Raw genomic sequence first — 25,280 nt, 5'->3', positions numbered from 1 at the left:
ACTCGGGCTGGCTGAATTCCGGCTCAGGGTCGGAATGACGGAAGATGTTCCGTTACACAACCGTCATCACTGCCATTTCCATCTCAGGCTCGATCCCATGACGAAATCAGACACTTGCGACCCGGCTCTCCACAGCGCGTGGCCGGAACGGCCCACCGGTACGGGCGAGGGCACTCTGGACACCGCGCCGGAAACGAAGTCGCGGGCCAATAAGCTGATTGCCGAAGATGCGGTGCGCAACGGTCGTCTGCGAGAGCTGCTGAACGAGCTGACGGACGAGATGCGCGACGAGGTCGGGCTCTACCGCAATCTCCGGCAGGCGGGTGAGGCGGCCTTGCTGGGTGCGCCGGAGGACACGTCGGCCAAGTTAGCGCGGGCCGATGTCAAAGCCGCGACCGACCAGTTGTCGCTCATTGTGCGCACGCTGGAGCGGATCGACGCCTTGCAGCGGGTGCTGGCTGAAGAGCGTGAGGCGCTCGTCATCGAGGACGATGCGGAGGCTGAAGCTTACGAAACGGCGGTCGCGCATTTTCTCAACCGTATCGATGAACTGGCGGAGCAGAAGTGCCGCGCTTGGCAGGAGGCGCTTGTCGCATCGAACGGTCCGGCGGCTGGTGAGTGACGGATGCAGGACCTTTGCGATGAACTCCATCTGCAGACGCAGCTTCGCGCTCTCCAGCGAGACTGGCGTTTTGTCGGTAACCTGCCGCAGCAGCCGCCAAAAGGGGATTGGCGCACATGGCTGCTGATCGGCGGACGTGGTTCCGGCAAGACCCGGGCGGGAGCCGAATGGATACACGCAGTCGCTTCCTCCGGCAGGCAGTCGGAGCTGCGCATCGCGCTTGTGGCGGAAACGCTGGGTGATGCCCGCGAGGTGATGATCGACGGTATCTCCGGCATATGCCGCATCGCCCGCAGGCGTCGTCCGGTTTTCGAAGTGTCGCGGCGTCGCCTTCTCTGGCCGAATGGCGCGGTGGCGCAGGTGTTTTCCTCGGAAGACCCGGAAAGCCTGCGCGGGCCGCAGTTTCATATGGCCTGGGCGGATGAGCTCGGCAAATGGAAATATCCGCAGGAAACCTGGGACATGCTGCAATTCGGTCTGAGGCTGGGGGAGGCGCCGCGGCAACTCGTCACCACGACCCCCCGGCCCATTCCGCTGCTGAAGGCCCTACTTGCCGATCCGACGGCGCGCGTGGCGAGGATGCCGACCGCGATGAACGCACGCAATCTGTCTCCGGACTTCCTGAAAGCTATCGAGGACCGCTACGGCGGCACCCGGCTGGGGCGGCAGGAAATCGGCGGCGAACTGATCGATGATCGCGAGGGGGCGCTCTGGAAACGGGCCGACCTGGAGGCAATCACCGACGCCGACCACGAGCCTCTCTCGCGTGTGGTGGTCGCGGTCGATCCGCCCTCGGGCGCCGGTGAACATTCCTGCTGCGGCATCGTTGTGGCAGGGCAGGGCATGTCCGGTCGTCTTGTGGTGCTCTCCGACTCCTCCGTGGAAGCCGAAACGCCGGCAGGCTGGGCCCGCGCGGTTGTGGCCGCTTTTCGCCGGCACGAGGCCGACCGGGTGGTGGCGGAAATCAATCAGGGCGGCGAGATGGTGCGCGCCATGCTGCAGAGCATCGATGCACACCTGCCGCTGACGCTGGTGCGCGCAAGCCGGGGCAAATTCGCCCGCGCCGAGCCCGTGGCGGCCCTCTACGAACAGGGCCGCGTGCGTCACGCCGCCCGATTTGAAAAACTGGAAGACCAGATGACCGATTTTACAGCCGATGGCCTCTCGTCGGGTCGCTCCCCAGACCGGCTGGATGCGCTTGTCTGGGCGATGACGGCGCTGACGACGCTGGTAACGAGTGAACCGAAGGTGCGGGGAATGTAACGCTTTCGCTGATGAGCTTATGCGGGCGCAGGCTGAACGAGGTCTGGCGCAGGCTGCCAGTTTCTTCTCCCCGCGAGGGAGAAGAAACGAGGCATCGTCAGTGGCCGAAAATCAGGCGGCTGACGGCTATCACTTCTTGGGCGACTGGGATGGTTTCGGCTGGGAACCGGTTTCACGCATCTGGCGCCACTCGTTTTCGAGACGGTCATAAACGGTCTGGGGGATTGTCGCTGTCATGGTGGCATTCCTCCTTAGAATGGTTAACGCTGCAGGGCTGCGCGATGAACGGAGTAAGCGCCGTAAGGTTCCGAAATTCAAGGAATTTTTTACCCCTAAACCGGCGCGTGCGAATTAAAATCGATTAAGATTTTTTCAAATCGATTTAGTCCCGACGGTCGTCATGTGGACAATTCCGGCCGCCACGATGCCTCTCATTTTCAGGAGCCTATATGCCATACCACGAGGCACGATTCGTCGCGTCGATACGCCTGTCGGTCTTCGACGGTCGTCTGCTCGGGGAGCAGCTCGCTGGCACGAAAGCGATCGTTTCCGGTTTCGAAAAGCAACTCCCTCAGGGTGACACGCGCTGGCTCGCCTACATGCTGGCGACGGCTTTTCACGAAACGGCGGCGACCATGCAGCCGGTGCGCGAGACCATGGCGGCGAGCGATGCCGAAGCGATTGCGCGGCTCGACCGGGCTTTTACGGCCGGACGGTTGCCCATGGTACGCAAACCCTATTGGCGCCCGGATGCCGAAGGAAAAAGCTGGCTCGGCCGGGGTTTCGTGCAACTCACCCATCGCCGCAACTATGAGACCATGTCGGCGATCACAGGCGTCGACCTTCTCGATCGGCCGGAACGCGCCATGGCGCTTGACGTGGCGACGGCGATCCTGATCCTTGGCATGGTGCGTGGCAGCTTCACCGGCCGCCGGCTTTCGCATTTCCTGAGCGGGGCCAGCGAAGATTGGGAAGGTGCGCGGGCAATCATCAATGGCAGCGACAGGGCGCGGCTGGTCGCGGGCTATGGCCGTGCATTTCATGCGGCCCTTGTCGCGGCGCGGATTGAACCCGCGCCAGCCAGATGATAACCCCTACCACCGCCAACCGGCCATCGTTGAACTTTGCATGACAGGTGACACCGTGATCCGCCATATCGTCTTCTTCACCGTTCCCGAGGAAAACCGCGATGCCGTGCGCAAGGGCCTCTCCGGCCTCACCGCCATCCCGCACGCGCTGAAGCTGGAAATCGGCGAGAACGTCAAGAAGGACCAATGGGGCAACTCGGTCGATTTCATCGTCTATGGCGAGTTCGAAAACGAGGCGGCGCTTGCGGCGTACAAGGCCGATCCCGCTTATGATCTTTCGACCCGCACGGTAAAGCCGCTGCGCGACACCCGCATTGCCGCCGATTTCGACAGCGACAGGGCGGTGAAAGCGCCGATCCGATAGGCCGTTACCGCCGCGACGACCGCAAGGCCTGGCGAACGGACTGCGGACAACACCCGAACCCCTTTATTCCGTCATGCCGGACCCGATCCGGCATCCAGCCTGCCCGAGTCTTTGGGCTGAAAGAGGTTCTTCGCCGTGCAGACTCACGTCGGCTCTATTCCGGCTCGAGGCCGGAATGACGGGATCTATGTGTCTTGCGCTGCCGGTCGCAATCTCAATTTGAACCGGACAGTCGTGGATCTGGTCCCGGGTGACGACATAGGCGCACAGTAAGCCATCAACACAAGGACAACCCAATGCGACTTCCCTTCTCCCTGCCGTGGCTGCGCCCGGTGGACGGCAGAGCCGTGCCTGAAAACCGGAAAATGGCTGATGGCTTCATGGCGGTGGCAGTGCAGGGCGGACAGGCTTTCTGGTCCGGCCGGTCTTATGCCGCGCTGTCCCGCGAAGGCTTTATGAAGAACCCGGTCGCCCACCGCGCGGCGCGCATGGTTGCGGAAGCGTCTGCCGCCGTCAGCTGGCTGCTCTATGACGGCGACGACGAACTGGCCGACCATCCGCTGCTGGCATTGCTTGCAAAGCCGAGCGGCCATATGAGCGGCCCTGATTTTTTCGAGGCGCTTTACGGTCATCTGCTGCTTGCCGGGAACGCCTATGTCGAACCGCTCGTTATCAGCGGGCGGTTGCGCGAACTGCATCTGCTGCGGCCCGACCGGGTCAGCATCGTCGAGGGGGCGGATGGCTGGCCTGTCGCTTACGAGTACCGGGCCGAAGGACGCACGACCCGGCGTATCGCGGCCGAGCGCGATGGCCTGGGCCTGCTGCATCTCAAGCTGTTCCACCCGCTGGATGACCGGACCGGGTTTGCGCCGCTTGCATCCGCGGGCGCCGCACTCGATCTGCACAATGCCGCAAGCCAGTGGAACAAGCGCCTGCTCGACAACTCCGCTCGGCCCTCAGGCGCGCTGGTCTACCAGCCGAAGGAGGGCGGCAATCTTTCGACGGAGCAATATGAGCGGCTGAAGCGGGAGCTGGAGGAGGGTTATCAGGGCGCGATGAATGCCGGCCGGCCGTTGCTTCTGGAAGGCGGGCTGGATTGGAAGGCCATGGGCCTTTCGCCGCGCGACATGGATTTTCTGGAGGCGCGCAACGGTGCTGCGCGCGATATCGCGCTCTCGCTCGGCGTGCCGCCCATGCTGATCGGCATCCCCGGCGACAACACCTACGCCAACTATCAGGAGGCAAACCGCGCCTTCTACCGCTTGACCGTGTTGCCGCTGGTGAACCGTACGGCGGCAAGGCTATGCGGCTGGCTCGCTCCGGTCTTCGGGGCGGGGCTGCGGCTCGAACCGGATCTCGACAAAATTGCCGGACTGGCGGGCGAGCGGGACGCGCTGTGGTCCCGCATCGGAGCCGCATCTTTCCTCAGTGACGAGGAAAAACGCGAAGCGGTCGGCTACTGAAGAGGCAGGACGCGCTCGCGGAGCGCTTGGCGTCCGCCTTAAAGCGATCTCTGAAGTCGCGGATTCTCTTTCTGAGGTTCTCCGCCCAAGCGATTCCGAAGATTCGAAAAATGTCCCGTCGCAGGCGCGCAAACGCCACCTGCGGGCGTCGCCATGCGTGCGCCCGATTTCAACATCCTAGAACGGAATGATTACCCATGTCTGAATTCGCCAACGAGGCCGGCATCTGGGCCGCCCGCATTACCGGCGCCGTCGCGGGTGCCGGCGTATCGCTTGTTTACCTGCTGCCGAAAAGCAGGCGGGAAGCCGCGAGCCGTTTCATTACCGGCGTTTCCTGCGGCATGATCTTCGGCGGGCCGATCGGCCTGTGGATCGTGCAGCAGCTCGACATTGCCGGTGCCCTTTCGGGGCGGGAAATCATGGTGGCGGGCTCGGCGGCCGCCAGCATGGGCGCGTGGTGGGGACTTGGCGTCCTGGTGCGTATCGCCGAACGCTACAGCGCCCGTCCGCGCGTCTGACATCAGCGTCCACATCGCAGGAGTTTCCCATGCACGTCTATCGCGGGCCACGCCCCGCCACGCGCAAATTCGCCAGTCTGGAACTGCGCGGCATCACCAGTGACGGCACCTTTTCCGGTTACGCCAGCGTCTTCGGGGAGGTCGATCTCGGTCAGGACATGATCGAGCGCGGCGCCTTCCGCCGATCCATCGAGGAGCGGGGCGCTGGCGGTATCCGCATGCTTTACCAGCATGATCCAGCCGAGCCCATCGGCGCCTGGCGTACCATCCGCGAGGATGAGCGCGGACTTTATGTCGAGGGCATGCTGGCGCCCGGTGTTGCCCGTGCCCGCGAGGTGCATTCGCTGATGAAGGCCGGCGCGCTGGACGGGCTGTCGATCGGCTTCCGCACAGTCCGTTCCAGTAAAGAGGCGCGCGCTCGCAAGGCGACCAAAGCCGGTGTCCGGCGCATTCTGGAAGCCGATCTCTGGGAAATCTCGGTCGTTACCTTTCCGATGCTGCCGTCCGCGCGCGTCTCCGACGTCAAGCACGCCCGCTTCTTCCGCGACCGTGAGACCGAACTGGTGCGCATCATGCGTCGCGCCGCCCGCTCGCTGTTCGACACAAGCTTCAAACGCTGAACCTTCAGGCACCAACCAACAAGGAAACGACATGACAGACCAGACGACGAAACCGGCTCCGATGACCGTCGCGCCGCAGGTGAAGGCTGTGCCCGATACGGTGACCGCGGCATTCGACGACTTCATGGAGGCCTTCGAGGCGTTCCGGGAAACCAACGACCAGCGGCTTGCCGATATCGAGCGCAAGATGGGCGCCGATGTCGTCACCCGTGATAAGCTCGACCGCATCGACAAGGCGCTCGACGATAACCGCAGGATCATGGACGATCTGGCGCTCAAGAAGGCACGCCCCGCGCTTGGACGCAAGGACGTCTTGTCTCACGATGCCGAAGAGCATAAGGCGGCCTTCGAAGCCTATATCAGGCGCGGGGAAGACGGGGGACTGCGCGATCTCGAGGCCAAGGCCTTTTCCGGTTCGGCGGGAGCTGATGGCGGTTTCCTGTTGCCGACTGAAACGGATGGCGAGATCGGCCGGCGCATGACGGCGATTTCGCCGATCCGGGCGCTGGCAACCGTCCGGCAGGTTTCCACCGCCGTTCTGAAAAAACCTTTCTCCGCCAGCGGCCTGGCCAGCGGTTGGGTCGCGGAAACCGCGGCTCGCCCCGAAACGACGACGCCGAAGCTGTCAGAGCTGACCTTTCCGACCATGGAACTTTACGCCATGCCCGCCGCCACCCAGGCCCTGCTGGACGATGCTGCGGTTGATATCGAGACGTGGATCGCCTCGGAAGTCGATATAGCCTTCGCCGAGCAGGAGGCCTCCGCCTTCATCGCCGGCGATGGCGTCAACAAGCCGAAGGGTTTTCTCTCCTACACGGCCGTTGCCAATGACAGCTGGAGCTGGGGCAATATCGGCTATGTCGCGACCGGCGTTTCCGCCGGCTTTGCGTCGGGAGGACCGATGGATGTGCTCCTCGACGCGGTTTACGGGCTGAAGGCGGGGCACCGCCAGAACGGAAACTTCCTGATGAACCGCAAAACCCAGTCCGCACTGCGTCGCTTCAAGGACACGACAGGCGCCTATCTCTGGCATCCGCCAGCCGCAGCCGGCCAGCCCGCCTCGCTGATGGGCTTTCCGGTCACCGAAGCGGAAGACATGCCGAACGTTGCGGCCAACAGCTTTGCCATCGCCTTCGGTGATTTCCGCGCAGGTTATCTCGTGGTCGACCGCACCGGCGTCCGCATCCTGCGTGATCCCTATTCGGCCAAGCCCTACGTGCTGTTTTACACCACCAAGCGCGTGGGCGGCGGCGTGCAGAATTTCGAGGCGATCAAGCTGGTGAAATTCGGCGTGAACTGAGCCTCGACGGTGCCGCTAGCTTCTTCTCCCCGTGGGGAGAAAATGGCCCGAAGGGCCGGATGAGGGGACAAGCTCTCGGTCTATCACTGCCCTTGCCCTCTCAGCCCGCTGCCGCGACCTTCTCCCCCTCGGGGAGAAGGCGAAAGACGCACCAGCTTGCCCTCTTCATCGGAGACGCCATGACCTATGCCCTCATTCATCCGCCGCAGGCGGAGCCGCTGACGCTTGCCGAAGTAAAGGCGCATCTGCGCCTCGACAGCGGCGAAGAAGATCTGCTGCTTGCCGCGCTGATCCGCACCGCGCGCGAGCATCTGGAGCGGACCACCGGCCTTTGCCTCCTCAGCCAGACATGGCGGCTTTATCTCGATCGCTGGCCGCAAACGGGTGTGATTCTGCTTGGCAAGACACCGGTGCAAACCATCGAAACGATTCTGGTTTTCGATGGCGCGGGCCAGGCAGAGAACCTGCGTGGCGTCGAGAGATTGCTCGATGGCGCGGCACGTCCGGCACGGCTTTGGCTGCGCGATCCGCCGTCCCCCGGGCGGGTGATGAACGGCATCGAGATCGATTTCATCGCCGGTTACGGCGAGGCGGGGACGGATATGCCCGACACGCTGAAGCGCGCCATGCTCTCGCATGTTGCACAGATGTTTGCCTTCCGCGGCGCTGTCACGCCGGAAAACCAGCCTGCGGCGGTTCCTGCCGGTTACGAGCGGCTGGTGGCCCCCTTCTGCCGCCTGGGACTTTGAGCCATGAACCTCGTTTTTCTCGACCCCGGCAAGCTGACGGCACGGCTGGAACTGGACGTGCGGACCGAAACGCCGGACGGGCAGGGTGGTGCTGCGCAAAGCTGGAATTTCCTCCTGTCGCTCTGGGCCGCAATCGAACCGGTGTCGGAGACATCGCATGAGCGGGCGTCGGCCGAAGGCGTGACGATCACGCACCGCGTGTGGCTGGTGTACCGTGAAGACATTGCGGCCGGCATGCGTTTTCGCAAGGGCCGCCGCAGTCTCGCCATCCGCGCTGTGATGGACCCGGACGAAACGCGCCGCTTCATCGTCTGCCGCTGCGAAGAGGAAAACCGATGAGCGCCGCAAACCCGCTTCTGAGGGCCATCGTCAAGAAGCTCGCCGGCGATGTCGCGCTGACGACCCTCATCCCCGGGGCATTGTCGACAGGCTTCTGCCGCGTGGGAATCTGCCTTGCATTGTCTTCGACGAACTCGACACCCGCGATTATTCGACCGCAACGGAGAAAGCCGAGGAGCATTTCCTGACGCTGCACATCTGGGGCGATGCCAACGGCCGCAGGGCGTCGGGTGAGATCGCTGCCAGGCTGAAAACCTTGCTGGATGACGCCGCGATGCCGCTCGTCGGCTTCTCGCTCGTCAATCTCCGGCTGCTGTCCAGCCGCTCGCGCCGTGAGCCGAAGTCACGGAACTTCGTCCTCGAAATGCGCTTCAGGGCGGTAACGGAGTGAGCCGCTTTCAAGCCTTTTGTGCCGCCACGGTTTTCCAAAGCAGGATCAGCAGCAGCAGGGAACAGATGATCAGGATGGAAGCGATGCCGAGCATTACGGCCACACCGCCGCGGTCCAGCGCCATGGTGAAGATGACAGGCGCAAAGGCGATGGCGAGATTTTGCGGGAGCGAGATCCGCGCAGCCTGAAGTCCGTATTGCTGCGGAGAGAACACCGCAAGCGGCAGCACGGCGCGGCTGACCGTGAGCACACCCGCGCCGAAACCGAACAGGCAGATGAAGCCGGCAAAGGCGGGTATGGCCGGAGAAAAGACGAGCAGGACCAGGAAGGATATCAGGAGAAGACAGAGCCCGATGAGGCATGTGATGAAGGGATTGCCACGTTTTCCCAGCAGAAAATCGAGCCCGCGCGCAGTAATCGCCAGCACGCTGCGCACCGAGGCCAGCTGGATCGCAAGCGCTTGCGATGCGCCTGAATGCACCAGAAGCAAAGGCAGAAGCGGCGAGAAGCCGAAGGCGGTGAAGGAGCTGAGCGTAATCATCGCCGCCAGAAGCAGGAAGGCGCGCCGCGTATCGACAGGCGAGGCCGGGATTTCGCCAGGATGGAGGCTCTGGCCTGGAGCCGCGCCCTGTCTTTGCGGAAGAACGAAGATGTAAAGCGGCAGCAGCAGGAACAACTGAAGACAGCCGTAAAAAATCAGCGTGCCCCGCCAGCCGAGATGCTGGTCCGCGAATGCTGTAACGGGCAGGAACACGGCCGCCGAAAGGCCGGTAAAGACCATCAGCAGCGTCAGGGATCGGCTGCTCTCTGCGCCGACACGCTCGACCACGGCAGTGTGTGCCGCCGTCGTCAGCCCGCAGGTGCCGGCAAGGCCCATCACCGCCCAGCCCAGCAGATAGCTGGTGACGCCGCCTGCAAAAGCAAGCAGTGCAAAGCCGCAGGCAAAAAGAAGCGTGCCGCTGATCAGCACGGGCGCGGCACCATGGCGCACGAGCATCCGCCCGAGCAGTGGCCCGCAAAGCGCGCTGATGGTCATCATGACTGTCAGTCCGGCAAAGACGACTTCGTTGGAAATGGCGAGTTCGCGTCCTATTGGCGGGCCGAGAATGGCCAGCATGTCGAAGCCGGAACCCCAGCTGACGACCTGCCCGAGCGCCAGCACGCCGATAAGGCGTGTGCGGAATGTCATGGAGGCAACATCGGACATGGCAGGACCGCACAATGCAAGGGCAAGGAACATTCTTGGTGGCAGGCCCGCAATACCCTGCAACCGCAATCGAAACGGAAGGAAAAAGCATGGTGGCGCAGAAGGGCAAGGATTTTCTGCTGAAATTCAGCAATGCCGGAACATATGTCACTGTTGCCGGGCTGAGAACCCAGCGGCTGGCCTTTAACGCCCAGGCGGTGGACATAACCGATGGGGAAAGCGCCGGGCGTTGGCGCGAGTTGCTGGCGGGTGCCGGGGTGCAGAGAGCTGCGCTGACGGCGTCGGGCATCTTCAAGGATGCGGCGAGCGATGCGCTGGTTCGGGGCGCCTTTTTTACGGGCACCATTCCCGGCTGGCAGATCCTCATTCCCGATTTCGGCACGATTACCGGGCCGTTCCAGATCGTCGCGCTCGAATATTCCGGGCGTCACGATGGCGAAGTGCAATTCGAGATCGCGCTGGAATCGGCGGGTCTTTTGACATTTGGAGCGGTGTGATGGCTGAGCGTTTGCGTTACGGGCGGGCAAACCGCCACCGCGGCGAGATCGAAGCGCTGATCGATGGCGAAAGGCGCATTTTATGCCTGACGCTCGGGGCGCTTGCCGAGCTCGAAACCGCCTTTGAGGCCGACGACCTGACCGCGCTCGCGCAGCGTTTCGCAAGCGGGCGCATGAAGGCGGCGGATATGATCAGGGTGATAGGTGCCGGTCTTCGTGGTGCAGGCAATGTCTTCTCGGATGAGGACGTCGCCGCCGCCACCGTGGAAGGCGGCGTTTCCGGCCATGCCGCGATCGTCGCCGATCTCCTGACAGCCACATTCGCATACCCGAAAGGTCACCCGTCACCGGACCCTTGATAGCCGCAGCAGGCGGGGCGACACCGCCGCCCTTCCCATGGCAGGCCGTGCTTCATACGGGCTTCCACCTGCTGCGGCTTTCCTCCGAAACCTTTTGGCGCATGACGCCGAGGGAGTTCTTCGCGATGACCGGGGGAAACATGACCCCACGCTGCCCTGACCGCCCGACAATGGAGGCATTGATGCGGCAGTTTCCGGATGGGTGACGGCCTCAGGGCATCTTTCCAGCCGGGTTTTGAAGAACTGAAATAGCGGATTTTTGAAAGATGTTTCAGCACCCTGGATTCGTCAGTTGAATCAGAAAGGCAAGCGTCATGACAGGAGAAAGATCGATTGCCGAGAACCGCGAGGAGGCCGAGGCTTTGTCTGAGGTCATGAGCGATCTCGAACGGCGGTCCGAGCGGTTCGGGGCGGCCTTGACGACGGCCCTTCAGGCGGCAACGACGGGCGGCAAGGGGCTGGATGATGTGCTGCGCGGCCTTGGCCAGAGGCTTTCCGGAATGGCGCTTTCAGCCGGGCTGAAGCCACTGGAAAGCATGATCGGCAACGCCGTGAGCGGGCTGCTGAACGGCGGCGGTTCTTTGTTTGCCTTTGCCGGCGGGGGTGCGCCGGGGCGCAGCATCACGCCCTTTGCCGAGGGTGGCGTGGTCTCCAGTCCTGCCTTCTTTCCGATGGGCGGCGGGCTTGGCCTGATGGGCGAGGCGGGGGCGGAAGCAATCCTGCCGCTGAAGCGTGGCTCCGATGGCGCGCTTGGTGTCGCCGCACCCGCAGGCGGTGGCGGCGCGCAGATCGTCTTCAACGTTACCGCGACGGATGCGGCGAGCTTCCGCAAAAGCGAAGGCCAGATCGCCGCGATGCTGGCGCGCAGCGTCGGACGGGGCCAGCGCGGCCTGTGAGCCGAGCTTCAGCCCATGCCTTCGGCAGCGCCTGATTCCGCAGACGATCAAAAAGAATCCAGGATCAATCACATGGCGGCATTTCATGAAGTGCGGTTTCCGCTGCGGCTTGCGCTCGGTGTGAGCGGTGGGCCGGTGCGGCGGACGGATATCGTCAACCTCTCGAACGGCAGGGAGAACCGTAACCAGCGCTGGAGAAACGCACGGCGCTCCTATGACGCGGGCTCGGGCATTCGCTCCGTCGCCGATCTCTACGACGTCCTCGCCTTCTTCGAGGCACGGCGTGGCGAGCTTTACGGTTTTCGCTTCCGCGATCCCGTCGATTTCAAATCCTGCCCGCCCGGCCAGAAACCTGCTGCAACCGACCAGATAATCGGGACAGGCGATGGGGCGACGGCCGGATTTCAGCTGCTGAAGACCTATGCCGATGCGGGCGGTTCCTTCACCCGCAGGATTGAAAAACCGGCAGAAGGTTCCGTGACCGTTTCGGTCGATGGGGCAAAGGCTGGCTCTGACGATGCCGATGTCGACTACACGACGGGTATCGTAACATTTCGGGCGGGGCGGTTGCCGCGCCCCGGCGCAATCATTCGCGCCGGTTTCGAATTCGACGTTCCGGTCCGTTTCGCGATCGATCGCATCGAGGTGAACCTCACCGCTTTCGAGGCAGGTCGCATCCCCTCGATCCCCCTCTTGGAAATCTTGCCATGAAAACCATTCCCGCTGCCCTCGCCGGGCATCTCGGCGCCGATGCGACCACCATTTGCCATTGCTGGAAGGTGACATTGAGAGACGGCGCAGTGATCGGCTTCACCGACCATGACGAGCCGGTCTCCTTTGGCGGCGCGGTCTACCTGGCTGCCAGTGGCTTTTCGGCGAGCGACAGCGACAGCGAAACCGGACTTGGCGCAAGCGCCGGCGAAGTGGCGGGAGGCTTTTCGAGCGACGCCATCGCGCAGGACGATCTCGCCGCCGGCCGCTTCGATGGCGCGACGGTGGAGCTTTTCCTCGTCAACTGGCAGGCGCCGGACCAGCGCGTGCTGCTTCATGCGCGCGAGATCGGCGAGGTGACGCGGGCGGGTGGGTCGTTTCGCGCGGAGCTTCGCAGCATCGCCCATCGCCTCGGCCAGCCGCAGGGCAGGGTCTATGGTCGCCGCTGCGATGCCGCGTTGGGAGACAGGCGTTGCCGCGTTGATCTCTCCCGTTTCACCGGCCACGGCCGCGTCGCGGCGGTGCAAACCTCGGGCGCGCTTCTGGCGTCCGGCCTCGACGCCTTTGCGGACGGTTTCTTTGCGCGGGGAAAGCTGCATTTCGCAAGCGGCAGGCTCGCCGGCAAAGCCTTCGATATCGAAGGTCATGAGCGACGCACCGGCGGTGCGCTCCTCTCTTTCTGGCTGCCGCCGGAAACGCTTCCTTTGCCCGGGGATACGTTTTCGATCATTGCAGGCTGCGACAAGAGTTTTGCCGCGTGCCAGGCGAAATTTGCCAATCAACTGAATTTTCGCGGTTTTCCGCACATGCCGGGTGCCGATTTCGCCTATTCCTATGCAAGCGGCGGCCAAATCCATGATGGTGGAGCGCTGATTCCATGAGCGACACAGCCGAGAAAGTGCTGGCGCTGGCCGAAAGCTGGATCGGTACGCCTTACAGGCATCAGGCGTCCCTGAAGGGTGTCGGCTGCGATTGCCTCGGCCTCATCCGCGGCCTCTGGCGCGAGCTCTATGGCGAAGAGCCCGAGTCGCCGCCCCCCTATGCGCCTGACTGGGCCGAACGCGGCGGCGAGGATCGGCTGATGGCGGCGGCGACGCGCCATTTTGGCGCGGTTTCCAGCCTGGACGAGGCAAGGCCCGGGGATGTGCTGCTGTTTCGCTGGCGGGCGGATGCCGCGGCCAAACATCTGGGCATTCTCGCCGACCCGGATCATTTCATCCACGCCTACGAACAGGCGGCGGTGGTGCGCTCGGCGCTGGTGCCGGGCTGGCGACGGCGCATCGCCGGCGTTTTCCGTTTCCCCGATTCCTGATTTCGTGAGGCAGGCATGGCGACGATCGTTTTTCAGGCAGCTGGTGCTGCCCTCGGCGGCGTTTTTGGTCCGCTCGGTGCGGTGATTGGCCGTGCGGCCGGGGCGCTCGCCGGCAATGCGGTCGATCGCGCCCTTCTCTCGAACGGCAGGACGGTGACAGGCCCGCGCCTTTCGACGGCGCGCCTTCCCGGTGCGGATGAGGGTGCTGCAGTCAACCGGCTCTACGGCACGGCGCGGATCGGCGGCACGCTGATCTGGGCCACGCGTTTCGAGGAGCAGACGGAGGTTCAAAGGCGCGGCGGCAAGGCGGGCCGCGGCCCGAAAACGGAAACATTCCGCTACTTCGCCAATGTCGCCATCGGTCTTTGCGAAGGCGAAGCGGCAATGGTGCGGCGCGTATGGGCCGATGGTCGGGAACTCGATCTCAACGCTGTCGAGATGCGTTTCTATCCCGGCAGCGAGACGCAATTGCCCGATCCGCTCATCGAGGCGAAGCAGGGCGCGGGCAACACGCCCGCCTTTCGCGGACTGGCTTATGTGGTGTTTGAGCGCCTGCCGCTCGACACCTACGGCAATCGCATTCCGCTGATGCAGTTCGAAGTGGTGCGGCCGGTCGGCAAGCTCGAAAAAACCGTCCGCGCCATCACGGTCATTCCCGGTGCAACGGAGCACGGCTACGCCACGGCGCAGGTCAGCGAGCGCACGGGCGTCGGCCAAAGCCGCATCATGAACCGCAATGGTTTGACCGCAGCGACCGACTGGCAGGCGGCGATCGATGAATTGCAGGCGCTCTGCCCCAATCTCGAAAGCGTGGCGCTGGTAGTCAGCTGGTTTGGCACGGATATGCGCGCGGGCGATTGCCGCGTTCTGCCCGGCGTGGAGGTGGCCGCACGCGACGGGGAAACGAGCCCATGGTCCGTCGCCGGCGTTTCGCGCGGGGAGGCGCACGTCATCAGCCGCCACGCCGGTGGTCCTGCCTATGGCGGCACCCCGAATGACGAAAGCGTGCTGCAGGCGATCGCCGATCTCAAGGCCCGTGGGCTGCGGGTGTGCCTTTACCCCTTCGTGATGATGGATGTGCCCGCGGGCAACGGATTGCCCGATCCCTACGGCAGGCCTGAACAGGATCCCTACGCCTGGCGCGGGCGCATCACCTGCTTTCCCGCACCGGGACGGCCCGGCTCGCCGGATGGCAGCGCAGCGGCCCGGGCGACGATTACCGCCTTCTGCAATCGCAGCGACGGATACCGCCGCATGATCCTGCATTATGCGGCGCTTGTCGCCCGCGCGGGCGGGGTGGACGCCTTCCTCATCGGCTCGGAGTTGCGCGGACTGACATCGCTTCGGGATGAAAACAACGCCTTTCCCTTCGTCGAGGAACTGGTGCGGCTCGCCGCTGATGCAAGGGCCGTGATGGGCCCAAAGGTGAAGCTCACCTACGCGGCGGACTGGAGCGAATATTTCGGCCACCAGCCGGCGGATGGCTCGGGCGACGTCTTTTTTCATCTCGATGCACTCTGGGCGAGCCCGGATATCGACGCCATCGGCATCGACAATTACATGCCGCTCTCCGACTGGCGTGATGAGGATGCTGCAAGCGGCAATCCCGATGGCATGACCGGCCCGGACGACGCCGCCGCATTCCGGCGCGCCATCACGGCCGGCGAGGGTTATGACTGGTATTATGCCAGCGACGCCGATCGTGCTGCCCGCCGGCGGACGCCGATTTCCGACGGGCTTAGGGGCAAGGCATGGGTATATCGATACAAGGACATCGGCACTTGGTGGCGGAGCCGCCATTTCGACCGGGTGAAGGGTATCGAAAAGCCGACGCCCACGGCATGGGTCCCGGGCTCGAAGCCCATTTGGTTTACCGAGCTCGGTTGCCCGGCAGTGGACAAGAGCGCGACGCGCCCGAATGTCTTTCCTGATCCCAAATCGGCGGAAAACGCTTTTCCCCATTTCTCCCGTAAAAACCGTGCCGACAGCCAGCAGCGGCGGTTTCTGGAAGCCCATCTCGATCACTGGCAAATGGCCGGCGGGACCATGGTCGACCCCCGCCGCATCTATCTGTGGACCTGGGATGCACGACCGTTTCCGGCCTTTCCGCAAAACGGCGCGGCCTGGAGCGATGGGGCAAACTGGCGCACCGGCCACTGGCTGAACGGAAGGTTGGGGACGGCGACGCTGGCCGATACCATCGCCGCGATCCTCACCGATCACGGCTTTTCCGCCTTCGACGTTTCCGCCGTCACCGGAGATCTCACTGGCTACGTGCAGGGCGACGTGACCTCCGCCCGCAACCTGCTTGAGCCTTTGATGGCAGCGTTTCAGGTGGATGCGGCGGAAGATGGCGCCTTCCTCCGCTTTCGCTCGCGCAACACTGCAGTCATGCCCGTGCGGGAGATCGCCGTTCTCGCGGATGGAGAGGACGAGCCGCTCTGGTCGGAAAACCGCGGTCACGACAGCGATTTTGCCGCCGAGGTGGTGCTGACCTCATTCAATCCCACGCTCAATTATGAACAGGCTAGTGTTCGGTCCCGCCGCATCGACAATGCCGGCAGCCGGGTGATGCGGCTCGATCTCGCTGCCGCCTTGCCTGCGGAAACCGCGCAGGCGGCAGCAGAAGCCCTGCTGCGAGACAACAGACAGGCGCGCCGCAGCCTGCGTTTTGCCGTGCCGCCCACGGAGATCGGCCTTGAGCCGGGCGATTGCATCCGCCTGCCGGGCGGTGCATTTCCACAAGCGCCTGCCGGGCGCTTTCTCGTCAGCCGCATCGAGGACGGCGCGGTGAGGCAGGTGGAGGCGCGGGCGTTTTCTCCCGCCTTTTCGGTCTTCAGCGGCGGCCCGGAGGAGGAGCGGGGCGGCAATGCGTCGAGCGGCGCGCAAGGTTTCGCGCCGGAAGTGTTGTTCCTCGATCTACCCTATCATGACGGCAGTCTGCCGGAAGATTCAGCGAGGATCGCGGCCTTCGCAAAGCCGTGGCGCCCCATCATCGTCTCGGCTTCGCCGGGGACTGAAGGCTATCGGCAGCGCGTCCTGCTTTCGCAACCGGCGACGATCGGCGCCCTGTCACAGCCCTTGGCGAGCGGTCCCTCCGGCCGCTTCGACCGGCAGAACAGCATCATCGTGGATTTGTCCTCTGGTGAACTTGCCTCCGTGCCGGAGCTTTCGGTTCTGAACGGCGAGAACCGCCTTGCCATTCGTGCCGCCAATGGCATGTGGGAAATCGTCGCCTTCGCGCGCGCCGAGGAAATCGCGCCATCGCGCTGGCGGCTCTCCTCGCTGCTGCGTGGGCTCGGTGGCACGGAAGACGCTCTGGTCACCGGGGCTCCAAAAGGCGCGCCGGTGGTGGTTCTGGATGGGGCTGTGCAGCCGCTCGGCCTTGCTGCCGGCGAGCGCGGGAGACGTCTGAACTGGATCGCGGAGGCCGCAGGCATGGCGCGCGCGCCGAGTGGGCCCTTCGCCTTCGAGGGCGGCCTGCGGGCTCTGACGCCGCTTTCGCCGGTTCATCTTGTTGCTGAGAGGCGCCGGGAAGGCGTGCTTGTGCGGTGGAAACGGCGCGGGCGGGTGGAGGCCGATGGGTGGGATGCGAGCGAAATTCCACTGGACGAACCTTCTGAATCCTACCGCATCGAGGTGCTTGACGGAGCAACTGTCCGGCGGGTGGCGGAAGTTTTAGAACCGCTCTGGCTTTACGCCACCGCCGCCGAACTCACAGATTTCCCGGCATTGCGGGATCACATTTCCGTGCGTGTCCGCCAGCTTGGCCGCGCGGTGCCCTGGGGCATGGCGGCGCAGGCCGTCCTGCCGACCTGACATGTGCCTGAAAAACAACGAAAAGGACAAGATTATGGACAGTACCAAAGCATGGTATCAATCCCGCACCATCTGGGGCGCGCTGGTCGCGGTTTTCGCTCCGCTCTTCGGCATCGCCGGACTGCATCTGCCAGCAGGGCTGGAAGGCGAGCTTGCCGACGGACTGGTGACGGTCGCAGGCGGAATTGGCGGGCTGATCGCCCTTTACGGCCGGCTTTCGGCAACCAGAACCATCCGCTGACGTTGTCATCCGAAACGCCGTCTCCACCACCTGCCTTGGCGGCGGGGGCGGCATTCATTTGCCATTCAGACGCTTTGCGCTACATATTCGCTCACAATAAGGTTCGAGACGCACCCGGTTTTTGGAAGTTTGTAGAATGGCATCACCTCTCATCATCGCGACGCTTGCAGCCGGGCTTTCCGGTTTCACGGCGCCCGAGGCTGATCTGCAGGGCCATTACATTCTCGCAGCCAGCGACTGTGGCGCAGCCGTTGCCCGCGTCGTGCGCGAAACCGGCGGTCAGCTTCTTTCTGTCTATCCTTCTGGCGATGGTCAGTCCTGTGTCGTCACCGTTCTTGTGCAGGGCAACGGAGAGCGCCCGCGCAAGGTGACGATGCGCGTGCCGATGTAGCTTGCCCGCATCGCCGAAATATCGGAGAACAAGCGAACACACGCAGCATGACCGGCCGCACATCCAGGCCGGGACGGAAGGAAAGGGCGGATAATGCGCATTCTCGTTGTTGAGGACGATGCCAATCTCAATCGTCAGCTGACCGATGCCTTGAAAGAGGCCGGTTACGTGGTCGATCAGGCATTTGACGGCGAGGAAGGCCATTATCTCGGCGATACCGAACCCTATGACGCCATCGTTCTCGATATAGGCCTGCCGCAGCTGGATGGCATTACCGTCGTTGAAAAATGGCGGGCGGCCGGCAAAGCCATGCCGGTGCTCATCTTGACTGCGCGCGATCGCTGGAGCGACAAGGTGGCGGGCATCGACGCCGGCGCCGATGACTATGTGACCAAACCGTTCCATGTCGAAGAAGTGCTGGCCCGCGTGCGTGCGCTCATCCGCCGCGCTGCCGGCCATGCCTCCTCGGAGCTGGTCTGCGGCCCGGTGCGGCTCGACACCAAATCCTCCAAGGCGACCGTCAACGGCACGACGCTGAAGCTCACCTCGCACGAGTTCCGTCTGCTGTCCTATCTCATGCATCACATGGGCGAGGTCGTCTCGCGCACCGAGCTGGTGGAGCATATGTACGATCAGGATTTCGACCGCGATTCCAACACGATCGAGGTGTTTGTCGGACGTCTGCGCAAGAAGCTCGGGGTTGATCTGATCGAGACGATCCGTGGTCTCGGTTACCGGATGCAAGCGCCGGCAGATGCGAAGTAATTCTCTCACCGCCCGCGTGCTGCTGCTCGCCTCGCTTTGGTCGGTGCTGGCGCTGGTGGTGATCGCCGTCGTGATCTCGACTCTATATCGGCAGGGGGTGGAGCGCAGCTTTACCGATCTTCTGAGGGCGCAGCTCTACAACGTCATCAACTCCGTCACGATCTCCAACGAGAACACGCTCGCCGGCAGCCCGCAGCTTGGCGATCTTCGTTTTTCGCAGCCTGATACGGGCTGGTACTGGGTCGTGGAGCCGCTTGGCAATTTCCAGACCGCACCGCTGGTGTCTTCGTCGCTCGGCGTTTCCACCCTGCCGGTGCCGAGCATTCTCGATGCACCCTTCGACAACAGGTACGAGCGCTTCTATACGGTGACGGATGAGGCCGGTAATCAGGTGCGGGTAGGGGAAACCGAGGTCGTTCTGGACGGCGAGGGCCGTGCCGCGCGGTTCCGCGTCTCGGGCAATCTCAATGTCGTGGAAGACGATGTTCGCGACTTTTCCAACAGCCTTTATCTGGCGCTGGCCGTCTTTGGTGTCGGCAGCCTCGTCGTCAACGGCCTTGCCATTCTCTACAGTCTGCGGCCGCTCGATCAGGCCCGCGTCGCGCTTGGCAAGATCCGGGGCGGTGAGGCGGAAAGCCTCGAGGGCGAGTTCCCGCGTGAAATCCAGCCGCTTGCCAATGAGGTCAATGCGCTGATCGACAGCAATCGAAGGCTCGTGGAGCGCGCGCGCATGCAGGTCGGCAATCTCGCCCATTCGCTGAAGACGCCGATTGCCGTTCTCCTGAACGAAGCCCGCACGCTCGATCCGCAGCATGGCGATCTCGTGCGCGCTCAGGCGGATGCCATGCAGGCCCAGGTGCAATCCTACCTCTCGCGTGCCCGCATCGCCGCCCAGCGCGGCTCCATTCTTGCCCGCGTGGAGGCTGAACCGGCGCTGGAGAGACTGGTGCGGGTGATGCGCCGCCTCAACCCGGACAAGCAGTTCATTTTGAACATAGACCAGGCGGGTGCGGTGCTCGGCATGGAGCAGCAGGATCTGGAAGAGGTCGTCGGTAATCTTCTGGAGAATGCCGCGCGCTTTGCGCAGACGCGGGTGGTGATCACGCTTGGCGCCGGGACACACCCGTCTTCCGATGCCGAAATCGCCCGTCGCGCCTGGGTGGAACTGACGGTGGAAGACGATGGGCCAGGGCTGGAGCCGGAGCAGATCAGCGAGGCCATGAAGCGCGGCCGCCGCCTTGACGAGAGCCGGCCGGGAACTGGTCTCGGATTGTCGATCGTTTCCGAGGTGGTGTCAGAGTACCATGGCCGCTTCTCGCTGTCGCGGAGCAACATCGGCGGCCTGAAGGCCGACCTGATTTTGCCCGGGCTTTCGAAAGAGCTTGCGTGAGCCGCGAAAAAAGGCAAGAGATTCAATGCCGATATATTGGGTGCGATGCAGTAGAAAGAGGACAGGGTTTGGTTGACGTTTACGATGGCTGCCGTTCCGTGACGATGCGTTCACTGGTGTCACGCCCGGCACTTCTCTCCATCCTGTGTGTCTCGATGCTGAGCGCCTGCACCACCACCGGCACCCGCCCATCCGGCGGTGGCCTGTTCGGTCGGTCAGCGCAACCGTCAACCCCCATTCTTGCCAATCTGCAGGGCGGTATTGTCGGACGAAGCGGCGTTGAGCTTGACCGTGGCGACCAGACGAAAGCGCTTGAAGCGGAGTATAAGGCGCTGGAAACCGCACCGGTCGGCACGCCGGTCTCATGGTCTGGCGATGACGTCAAAGGACAGGTGGTTGCCAATGCGCCCTATCAGGTCGGCAACCAGAACTGCCGCCAATATTCCCACACCTTGACGGTCGATGGACGCGAAATCAAGGCGCGCGGCGCTGCCTGCCGCAATGCCGACGGAAGCTGGTCGCCTCTCACCTAGAGCATTTCCAGCCGAAGCGTGTTGTCAAGTTTGACGTAAATCAAGGTCGCGGGCCTTCGACGGTGAGAAAAAGGGCGCGGCGCGACAGCCGAAACAGCATCTGCGGTGCGGCGTGATGTCTCAAATTCGCGTCATCCTCGCGCTTCATGTTTCCATGTCGCGCGCATTCGAGTAATTGAGCCTGATGTTCTGGATTGTCGTTGCGATATTGACGGCGGCTGTTGCCCTCGTCCTGATGTATCCGCTGATGCGGAAAACCGAAGTGTCGCAGACGCGCCGCGACGGTGAGGTTGCCGTTTATCGCGACCAGCTCGCCGAACTCGACCGCGAACGCAAGGCTGGCCTGATCGGCGAAACCGAGGCCGAATACGCCCGCGCCGAAATCGGCCGTCGCCTGTTGGCCGCCGCCGAAGCCGAGGAGAGGCCGGCAAAAGAGGACCGGCCGCGTCGATACAATCTCGCCGCAGGCTTCATCACCGCCCTTCTGCCGGCACTCGGTCTCTGTCTTTACATCTGGAACGGCAGTCCGGAGACGCCGGACATGCCGCTCGAGGCACGTCTCGCAAACCCCGGCAACGACATGAACCTTCTGGTTGCCCGCGCGGAACGGCATCTGGCGCAGAACCCCGAGGATGGCGCCGGATGGGACGTTCTGGCGCCGATCTATTTCAAGATGCAGCGCCTTAGCGACGCCGAGCTCGCCTATCGCAATGCGTTGCGCATTGCCGGACCAAGTGCCGAGCGATTGACGGGCCTTGGCGAAACGCTGGTGGCGGGCAATGACGGTGTCGTCACTGACGCTGCAAGGGACGCCTTTGCAGAGGCCGACCGGCTGAGCCCCGGTAATCCGCGCACCCGTTTTTATCTGGCGCTGGCGCTCGAACAATCCGGCAAGTCTGCGGACGCCCAGTCGGCCTTTACGGCACTTGCCGCCGCTGCACCCGCCGGTGCTCCGTGGCTGCCATTGGTGCAGGAACATATCGCCCGTACTGGCGGAAAAGCCGGGACAGGGCCAACTGCCGCCGATGTGGCTGCTGCCAATGACATGGCGCCAGCCGACCGCCAGGCGATGATCGAGGGCATGGTTGCGAGCCTCGATGCCAAGCTGAAGGAGAACCCTGATGATGTTGAAGGGTGGATGCGGCTCATGCGCGCTTATTCCGTGCTGAAGAACCAAGCCAAGGCTGGTGAAGCCTTGCGGGACGGCCTGCAGGCTTTCCCACCGGAGGGCGAAGAGGGCAGGCAGCTTCTGGCGCTGGCAAAGCAACTCGGTGTTTCCGCCGGGCCAATCCGCCCCACCGGACAACAGGATGCCGCGCCGCAGGGAGTGACGCAATGACCCGCAAACAGAAACGGCTGGCGATCATCGGCGGCGGCATGAGTTTCATCGTGGCGGCCGTTCTGCTGGTCATGTTCGCTTTCGGGCAGTCCATCGCCTATTTCTACATGCCTGCCGATCTGGAAAAGACGCCAGTCAATCCCGGCACGCGTATTCGTCTTGGCGGTCTGGTGGCCGAAGGCTCCATCAAGCGCGGCGAGGGACGCACGGTCAGTTTCACCGTCACCGATGGCGAGGCGACCGTGCCGGTGAGCTATACCGGCATCCTGCCGGATCTCTTCCGTGAGGGGCAGGGCGTGGTGACGGAGGGCATGTTCGATGCCACCACGCACGGTTTTGTAGCCGACAGCGTTCTGGCCAAGCACGACGAGAATTACATGCCCAAGGAAGTGGCGGACAGGCTGAAGGACAAGGGCCTATGGCAGCAAGAGGAGGGCGGAAAGCAGCCCGCCGACGCGGTCTCAGGCGCAGCCTCTTCCGCCGACAAGACCGGAGCGACCCGATGATCAACGAGATCGGCCATTACGTCCTTGTTCTGGCGCTTGGCGTCGGGATGATCGTCTCGATCCTGCCCGTCATCGGGGCGCGCCGCAATGATCGTGCCTTGATGGATGTTGCGTCCATCGGCTCCGTCCTGATGTTCCTTTTGGTCGGTCTGTCTTTTGCAGCGCTGACGCGAGCTTATGCGGTCTCGGATTTTTCCGTGCGCAATGTCTGGGAAAATTCGCATTCTCTGATGCCGATGCTCTACAAGCTGACCGGCGTGTGGGGCAACCATGAAGGATCAATGCTGCTGTGGCTGCTCATCCTTGTGTTTTTCAGCGCACTCGTCGCCACCTTCGGCCGCAACCTGCCGGAAACGCTCAAAGCCAATGTGCTTGCCGTTCAGGCCTGGATTTCCGTCGCCTTCCTGTTGTTTATCCTGCTCACCTCCAACCCCTTCCTGCGGCTGGCCCGGGTGCCGGCCGAGGGGCAGGACCTGAACCCGATCCTGCAGGATTTCGGTCTCGCCATCCATCCGCCATTGCTCTATCTCGGTTATGTCGGCTTTTCCGTCTGTTTCTCCTTTGCCGTTGCCGCCCTTCTGGAAGGGCGCATCGATGCGGCCTGGGCTCGCTGGGTGCGGCCTTGGACGCTTGCTGCCTGGACCTTCCTGACGGCCGGTATCTCCATGGGCTCCTACTGGGCTTATTATGAGCTCGGCTGGGGTGGCTGGTGGTTCTGGGATCCGGTGGAAAACGCCTCCTTCATGCCGTGGCTTGCCGGCACGGCGCTCTTGCATTCAGCGCTCGTCATGGAAAAGCGAGAGGCGCTGAAGATCTGGACCGTGCTTCTGGCGATCATGACCTTTTCGCTGTCGCTGCTCGGCACCTTCCTCGTGCGCTCCGGCGTGCTGACCTCGGTCCATGCCTTCGCCACCGATCCGAGCCGCGGCATTTTCATTCTGGGCATCCTCACCGTTTTCATCGGCGGCGCCTTCGCGCTTTTCGCCTGGCGGGCGCCGACGCTGAAGGCCGGCGGCCTCTTCGCGCCGATCTCGCGTGAAGGTGCACTTGTCCTCAACAACCTTATCCTGACGGTTTCGACCGCGACCGTCCTGATCGGCACCCTTTATCCACTCATCCTCGAAACCCTGACGGGCGAAAAAATCTCGGTCGGTGCGCCTTTCTTCAACCTCACCTTCGGCTTGCTGATGATCCCGATCCTGATCGTGACGCCATTCGGCCCGATGCTGGCCTGGAAGCGCGGCGATCTTCTCGGCGCTTTCCAGCGGCTTTATGTGGCCGCTGCTATTGCGGCTCTGGCCGGGCTGACGCTGTGGTATGTCGAAAATGGCGGTCCGGTGCTGGCAGCCCTCGGTATCGCCGCCGGTTTCTGGCTGATCCTCGGCGCATTTGCCGATCTCTGGTATCGCGCCAATTTCGGCAAACTCGCCTTCGGCATCGCGTTGCGCCGCCTGAAAGGCCTGCCGCGGTCGGCTTTCGGTACGGCGCTCGCCCATATGGGCCTCGGCGTCACCGTGCTTGGCATCGTCATCGTCACCACGTTCGAGACCGAAACGGTGCTGGAGATGAAGCAGGGAATGGTGGCGGAGGCGGGCGGTTACAGCCTGACATTCGATGGCATCCGCCACGCCGTCGGACCGAACTTCACCGAAGATCGCGGCCATTTCACCGTCCGCAGGGCAGGCGTGGAGGTGGCCGACGTCTGGTCGTCCAAGCGGCTTTACACGGCCCGGCGCATGCCGACGACAGAAGCAGGCATCCTGACTTTCGGTCTCAGCCAGCTCTATGTCTCGCTGGGCGACCCCATGGCGGATGGCGGCATGGTGGTGCGTATCTGGTGGAAGCCCTTCATTCTCTGCATCTGGGGCGGCACGCTTTTCATGATGGCGGGCGGCGTCATCTCGCTCTCCGACCGGCGCTTGAGGGTTGGCGCGCCGACCCGCAAGGCAAAGCCAGTGCCGGCGGCGATGCCGGGAGCAGCGGAATGAGCAGGCTCGTCGTCAAGCTGACTTTTCTTCTGACCGTCCTGTTCGCGGCCGTTTCGCCCGCCAGCGCCTTCAACCCCGACGAGGTCCTGAAGGAACCGGTTCTCGAACAGCGCGCCCGTCATCTTACCTCCCAGCTGCGCTGCATGGTCTGCCAGAACCAGTCCATCGACGATAGCAATGCGGAGCTCGCCAGAGACCTGCGGGTGCTGGTGCGCGAGCGGATCGTCGAAGGTGACAGCGACGAGGCGGTCATCGATTACGTTGTGTCGCGCTACGGCGAGTTCGTGCTTCTGAAGCCGCGCCTCAGCCTGCGCACGATCCTTTTGTGGGGCGCGCCGATCGGCCTCACACTTGCGGGCGTTCTTGCGGTCTTCATCTTTTCCCGCCGCCGGGTCACGCTGGAGCAACCGAAAAAACTCAGCGCTGACGAAGAGGCGAAAATCAGAGATCTACTTGAAAAATAACCGTTTTTCTTTTTTCGGATAGGTTCTTTTTCAACATTACGGATTTTTCATTCCTCAGACACTTCGCTGTAAGGTGCCGCCTCCTATATCTTCATCATCCACCGCTTCCCCGGTCACTCGGGTTCCAGTCTGAATGAAGAAAGAA

The 25,280-nt window shown here is 63.3% G+C and carries 28 protein-coding genes and 1 pseudogene; 28 read left to right on the top strand and 1 reads right to left on the bottom strand.

Annotation, left to right across the window (positions count from 1 at the left end):
• The first annotated feature begins 97 nt into the window (after positions 1-97).
• The 11 genes and pseudogenes from AT6N2_RS05765 to AT6N2_RS05715 all read left to right on the top strand — a co-directional run bounded on the left by AT6N2_RS05765 (position 98) and on the right by AT6N2_RS05715 (position 8,717).
• Positions 98-622 carry a hypothetical protein gene (locus tag AT6N2_RS05765; RefSeq protein ID WP_209089204.1) on the top strand — a complete coding sequence of 175 codons (525 nt, stop codon included), beginning with the start codon at positions 98-100 and terminating at the stop codon, positions 620-622.
• 3 nt (positions 623-625) lie between these two features.
• Positions 626-1,885 carry a DNA-packaging protein gene (locus AT6N2_RS05760; protein ID WP_209089201.1) on the top strand — a complete coding sequence of 420 codons (1,260 nt, stop codon included), beginning with the start codon at positions 626-628 and terminating at the stop codon, positions 1,883-1,885.
• Positions 1,886-2,334: 449 nt separating this feature from the next.
• Entirely contained in the window at positions 2,335-2,973 is a 639-nt protein-coding gene (locus AT6N2_RS05755; protein WP_209089198.1) for a hypothetical protein, read from the top strand.
• A 55-nt stretch (positions 2,974-3,028) separates the two neighbouring features.
• A complete protein-coding gene (locus tag AT6N2_RS05750; RefSeq protein ID WP_063951108.1) occupies positions 3,029-3,337 on the top strand; it encodes a Dabb family protein in 309 nt (102 codons plus the stop codon).
• A 296-nt stretch (positions 3,338-3,633) separates the two neighbouring features.
• Positions 3,634-4,800: a phage portal protein gene (locus AT6N2_RS05745; RefSeq protein WP_209089195.1), complete on the top strand. Its 1,167-nt coding sequence runs from the start codon at positions 3,634-3,636 to the stop codon at positions 4,798-4,800.
• A gap of 197 nt (positions 4,801-4,997) precedes the next feature.
• A complete protein-coding gene (locus AT6N2_RS05740) occupies positions 4,998-5,318 on the top strand; it encodes a DUF6107 family protein (protein ID WP_209089192.1) in 321 nt (106 codons plus the stop codon).
• A 29-nt stretch (positions 5,319-5,347) separates the two neighbouring features.
• Positions 5,348-5,938 carry an HK97 family phage prohead protease gene (locus AT6N2_RS05735; protein WP_209089189.1) on the top strand — a complete coding sequence of 197 codons (591 nt, stop codon included), beginning with the start codon at positions 5,348-5,350 and terminating at the stop codon, positions 5,936-5,938.
• 31 nt (positions 5,939-5,969) lie between these two features.
• Positions 5,970-7,238, top strand: coding sequence for a phage major capsid protein (locus AT6N2_RS05730; RefSeq protein WP_209089187.1), 1,269 nt, complete (start codon positions 5,970-5,972; stop codon positions 7,236-7,238).
• A 179-nt stretch (positions 7,239-7,417) separates the two neighbouring features.
• Positions 7,418-7,987, top strand: a complete 570-nt coding sequence (locus tag AT6N2_RS05725; RefSeq protein WP_209089184.1) for a head-tail connector protein — start codon at positions 7,418-7,420, stop codon at positions 7,985-7,987.
• Between the two features lie 3 nt (positions 7,988-7,990).
• Positions 7,991-8,326 (top strand): phage head closure protein, encoded by a 336-nt coding sequence (locus AT6N2_RS05720; protein ID WP_209089181.1) that lies wholly within the window; start codon positions 7,991-7,993, stop codon positions 8,324-8,326.
• Positions 8,323-8,717, top strand: a pseudogene (locus AT6N2_RS05715) (DUF3168 domain-containing protein). The gene AT6N2_RS05720 and the pseudogene AT6N2_RS05715 overlap by 4 nt, the downstream one beginning before the upstream one ends.
• Positions 8,718-8,724: 7 nt before the next feature.
• Here AT6N2_RS05715 and AT6N2_RS05710 read toward each other — a convergent pair.
• Entirely contained in the window at positions 8,725-9,924 is a 1,200-nt protein-coding gene (locus tag AT6N2_RS05710) for an MFS transporter (protein ID WP_209089178.1), read from the bottom strand.
• 89 nt (positions 9,925-10,013) lie between these two features.
• Here AT6N2_RS05710 and AT6N2_RS05705 point away from each other — a divergent pair, with 89 nt between their 5' ends.
• The 17 genes from AT6N2_RS05705 (at position 10,014) to AT6N2_RS05625 (ending at position 25,135) form a co-directional block, all read left to right on the top strand.
• The gene (locus AT6N2_RS05705; RefSeq protein WP_209089620.1) at positions 10,014-10,421 is read left to right on the top strand and encodes a phage major tail protein, TP901-1 family; all 408 of its coding nucleotides are present in this window, start codon (positions 10,014-10,016) and stop codon (positions 10,419-10,421) included.
• A complete protein-coding gene (locus AT6N2_RS05700; protein WP_063950962.1) occupies positions 10,421-10,780 on the top strand; it encodes a gene transfer agent family protein in 360 nt (119 codons plus the stop codon). The genes AT6N2_RS05705 and AT6N2_RS05700 overlap by 1 nt, the downstream gene beginning before the upstream one ends.
• Positions 10,777-10,986, top strand: a complete 210-nt coding sequence (locus AT6N2_RS05695; RefSeq protein ID WP_209089175.1) for a rcc01693 family protein — start codon at positions 10,777-10,779, stop codon at positions 10,984-10,986. Before AT6N2_RS05700 ends, AT6N2_RS05695 begins: the two co-directional genes overlap by 4 nt.
• 108 nt (positions 10,987-11,094) lie before the next feature.
• Positions 11,095-11,676, top strand: a complete 582-nt coding sequence (locus tag AT6N2_RS05690; RefSeq protein WP_209089172.1) for a phage tail tape measure protein — start codon at positions 11,095-11,097, stop codon at positions 11,674-11,676.
• A gap of 72 nt (positions 11,677-11,748) precedes the next feature.
• Positions 11,749-12,387 carry a TIGR02217 family protein gene (locus AT6N2_RS05685; RefSeq protein WP_209089170.1) on the top strand — a complete coding sequence of 213 codons (639 nt, stop codon included), beginning with the start codon at positions 11,749-11,751 and terminating at the stop codon, positions 12,385-12,387.
• Positions 12,384-13,268, top strand: a complete 885-nt coding sequence (locus tag AT6N2_RS05680) for a DUF2163 domain-containing protein (RefSeq protein ID WP_209089168.1) — start codon at positions 12,384-12,386, stop codon at positions 13,266-13,268. Before AT6N2_RS05685 ends, AT6N2_RS05680 begins: the two co-directional genes overlap by 4 nt.
• A complete protein-coding gene (locus AT6N2_RS05675) occupies positions 13,265-13,699 on the top strand; it encodes an NlpC/P60 family protein (protein ID WP_209089166.1) in 435 nt (144 codons plus the stop codon). Before AT6N2_RS05680 ends, AT6N2_RS05675 begins: the two co-directional genes overlap by 4 nt.
• A 15-nt stretch (positions 13,700-13,714) precedes the next feature.
• Positions 13,715-17,518: a baseplate multidomain protein megatron gene (locus tag AT6N2_RS05670; RefSeq protein ID WP_209089164.1), complete on the top strand. Its 3,804-nt coding sequence runs from the start codon at positions 13,715-13,717 to the stop codon at positions 17,516-17,518.
• Between the two features lie 34 nt (positions 17,519-17,552).
• Positions 17,553-17,759: a hypothetical protein gene (locus AT6N2_RS05665; RefSeq protein ID WP_063951112.1), complete on the top strand. Its 207-nt coding sequence runs from the start codon at positions 17,553-17,555 to the stop codon at positions 17,757-17,759.
• 136 nt (positions 17,760-17,895) lie between these two features.
• Positions 17,896-18,150 (top strand): hypothetical protein, encoded by a 255-nt coding sequence (locus AT6N2_RS05660; RefSeq protein WP_003497070.1) that lies wholly within the window; start codon positions 17,896-17,898, stop codon positions 18,148-18,150.
• Positions 18,151-18,243: 93 nt separating this feature from the next.
• Positions 18,244-18,915, top strand: a complete 672-nt coding sequence (locus tag AT6N2_RS05655; RefSeq protein WP_003509815.1) for a response regulator transcription factor — start codon at positions 18,244-18,246, stop codon at positions 18,913-18,915.
• Complete coding sequence (locus AT6N2_RS05650; RefSeq protein WP_063950969.1) at positions 18,905-20,305, top strand: ATP-binding protein; 1,401 nt, start codon at positions 18,905-18,907, stop codon at positions 20,303-20,305. Before AT6N2_RS05655 ends, AT6N2_RS05650 begins: the two co-directional genes overlap by 11 nt.
• Positions 20,306-20,409: 104 nt before the next feature.
• Positions 20,410-20,838: a hypothetical protein gene (locus AT6N2_RS05645; protein WP_063951113.1), complete on the top strand. Its 429-nt coding sequence runs from the start codon at positions 20,410-20,412 to the stop codon at positions 20,836-20,838.
• Positions 20,839-21,022: 184 nt separating this feature from the next.
• On the top strand, positions 21,023-22,177 hold the full coding sequence (ccmI, locus tag AT6N2_RS05640) for a c-type cytochrome biogenesis protein CcmI (RefSeq protein ID WP_209089162.1): 1,155 nt from the start codon (positions 21,023-21,025) through the stop codon (positions 22,175-22,177).
• Positions 22,174-22,683: a cytochrome c maturation protein CcmE gene (gene ccmE, locus AT6N2_RS05635; protein WP_063950971.1), complete on the top strand. Its 510-nt coding sequence runs from the start codon at positions 22,174-22,176 to the stop codon at positions 22,681-22,683. Before ccmI ends, ccmE begins: the two co-directional genes overlap by 4 nt.
• Entirely contained in the window at positions 22,680-24,671 is a 1,992-nt protein-coding gene (locus tag AT6N2_RS05630; protein WP_209089160.1) for a heme lyase CcmF/NrfE family subunit, read from the top strand. The genes ccmE and AT6N2_RS05630 overlap by 4 nt, the downstream gene beginning before the upstream one ends.
• Complete coding sequence (locus AT6N2_RS05625; protein WP_209089158.1) at positions 24,668-25,135, top strand: cytochrome c-type biogenesis protein; 468 nt, start codon at positions 24,668-24,670, stop codon at positions 25,133-25,135. Before AT6N2_RS05630 ends, AT6N2_RS05625 begins: the two co-directional genes overlap by 4 nt.
• Positions 25,136-25,280: the final 145 nt, after the last annotated feature.

This window comes from Agrobacterium tumefaciens, from assembly GCF_017726655.1.
GTDB lineage: Bacteria > Pseudomonadota > Alphaproteobacteria > Rhizobiales > Rhizobiaceae > Agrobacterium > Agrobacterium tumefaciens_B.
The sequence above is the reverse complement of the archived record's forward strand: the minus strand, read 5'-3'. Positions and strand labels throughout refer to the sequence as shown.

Bases quoted from the DNA above. Each gene is read 5' to 3' on its own strand.
- AT6N2_RS05725 (WP_209089184.1), top strand. From the start codon at position 7,418: ATGACCTATGCCCTCATTCATCCGCCGCAGGCGGAGCCGCTGACGCTT.
- AT6N2_RS05670 (WP_209089164.1), top strand. From the start codon at position 13,715: ATGGCGACGATCGTTTTTCAGGCAGCTGGTGCTGCCCTCGGCGGCGTT.
- AT6N2_RS05705 (WP_209089620.1), top strand. From the start codon at position 10,014: ATGGTGGCGCAGAAGGGCAAGGATTTTCTGCTGAAATTCAGCAATGCC.
- AT6N2_RS05755 (WP_209089198.1), top strand. From the start codon at position 2,335: ATGCCATACCACGAGGCACGATTCGTCGCGTCGATACGCCTGTCGGTC.
- AT6N2_RS05760 (WP_209089201.1), top strand. From the start codon at position 626: ATGCAGGACCTTTGCGATGAACTCCATCTGCAGACGCAGCTTCGCGCT.
- AT6N2_RS05645 (WP_063951113.1), top strand. From the start codon at position 20,410: ATGCGTTCACTGGTGTCACGCCCGGCACTTCTCTCCATCCTGTGTGTC.
- AT6N2_RS05720 (WP_209089181.1), top strand. From the start codon at position 7,991: ATGAACCTCGTTTTTCTCGACCCCGGCAAGCTGACGGCACGGCTGGAA.
- AT6N2_RS05665 (WP_063951112.1), top strand. From the start codon at position 17,553: ATGGACAGTACCAAAGCATGGTATCAATCCCGCACCATCTGGGGCGCG.
- AT6N2_RS05690 (WP_209089172.1), top strand. From the start codon at position 11,095: ATGACAGGAGAAAGATCGATTGCCGAGAACCGCGAGGAGGCCGAGGCT.
- AT6N2_RS05765 (WP_209089204.1), top strand. From the start codon at position 98: ATGACGAAATCAGACACTTGCGACCCGGCTCTCCACAGCGCGTGGCCG.
- AT6N2_RS05650 (WP_063950969.1), top strand. From the start codon at position 18,905: ATGCGAAGTAATTCTCTCACCGCCCGCGTGCTGCTGCTCGCCTCGCTT.
- AT6N2_RS05630 (WP_209089160.1), top strand. From the start codon at position 22,680: ATGATCAACGAGATCGGCCATTACGTCCTTGTTCTGGCGCTTGGCGTC.
- AT6N2_RS05730 (WP_209089187.1), top strand. From the start codon at position 5,970: ATGACAGACCAGACGACGAAACCGGCTCCGATGACCGTCGCGCCGCAG.
- AT6N2_RS05745 (WP_209089195.1), top strand. From the start codon at position 3,634: ATGCGACTTCCCTTCTCCCTGCCGTGGCTGCGCCCGGTGGACGGCAGA.
- AT6N2_RS05655 (WP_003509815.1), top strand. From the start codon at position 18,244: ATGCGCATTCTCGTTGTTGAGGACGATGCCAATCTCAATCGTCAGCTG.
- ccmI (WP_209089162.1), top strand. From the start codon at position 21,023: ATGTTCTGGATTGTCGTTGCGATATTGACGGCGGCTGTTGCCCTCGTC.
- AT6N2_RS05710 (WP_209089178.1), bottom strand. From the start codon at position 9,924: ATGTCCGATGTTGCCTCCATGACATTCCGCACACGCCTTATCGGCGTG.
- AT6N2_RS05685 (WP_209089170.1), top strand. From the start codon at position 11,749: ATGGCGGCATTTCATGAAGTGCGGTTTCCGCTGCGGCTTGCGCTCGGT.
- AT6N2_RS05700 (WP_063950962.1), top strand. From the start codon at position 10,421: ATGGCTGAGCGTTTGCGTTACGGGCGGGCAAACCGCCACCGCGGCGAG.
- AT6N2_RS05675 (WP_209089166.1), top strand. From the start codon at position 13,265: ATGAGCGACACAGCCGAGAAAGTGCTGGCGCTGGCCGAAAGCTGGATC.
- AT6N2_RS05735 (WP_209089189.1), top strand. From the start codon at position 5,348: ATGCACGTCTATCGCGGGCCACGCCCCGCCACGCGCAAATTCGCCAGT.
- AT6N2_RS05680 (WP_209089168.1), top strand. From the start codon at position 12,384: ATGAAAACCATTCCCGCTGCCCTCGCCGGGCATCTCGGCGCCGATGCG.
- AT6N2_RS05740 (WP_209089192.1), top strand. From the start codon at position 4,998: ATGTCTGAATTCGCCAACGAGGCCGGCATCTGGGCCGCCCGCATTACC.
- AT6N2_RS05660 (WP_003497070.1), top strand. From the start codon at position 17,896: ATGGCATCACCTCTCATCATCGCGACGCTTGCAGCCGGGCTTTCCGGT.
- ccmE (WP_063950971.1), top strand. From the start codon at position 22,174: ATGACCCGCAAACAGAAACGGCTGGCGATCATCGGCGGCGGCATGAGT.
- AT6N2_RS05625 (WP_209089158.1), top strand. From the start codon at position 24,668: ATGAGCAGGCTCGTCGTCAAGCTGACTTTTCTTCTGACCGTCCTGTTC.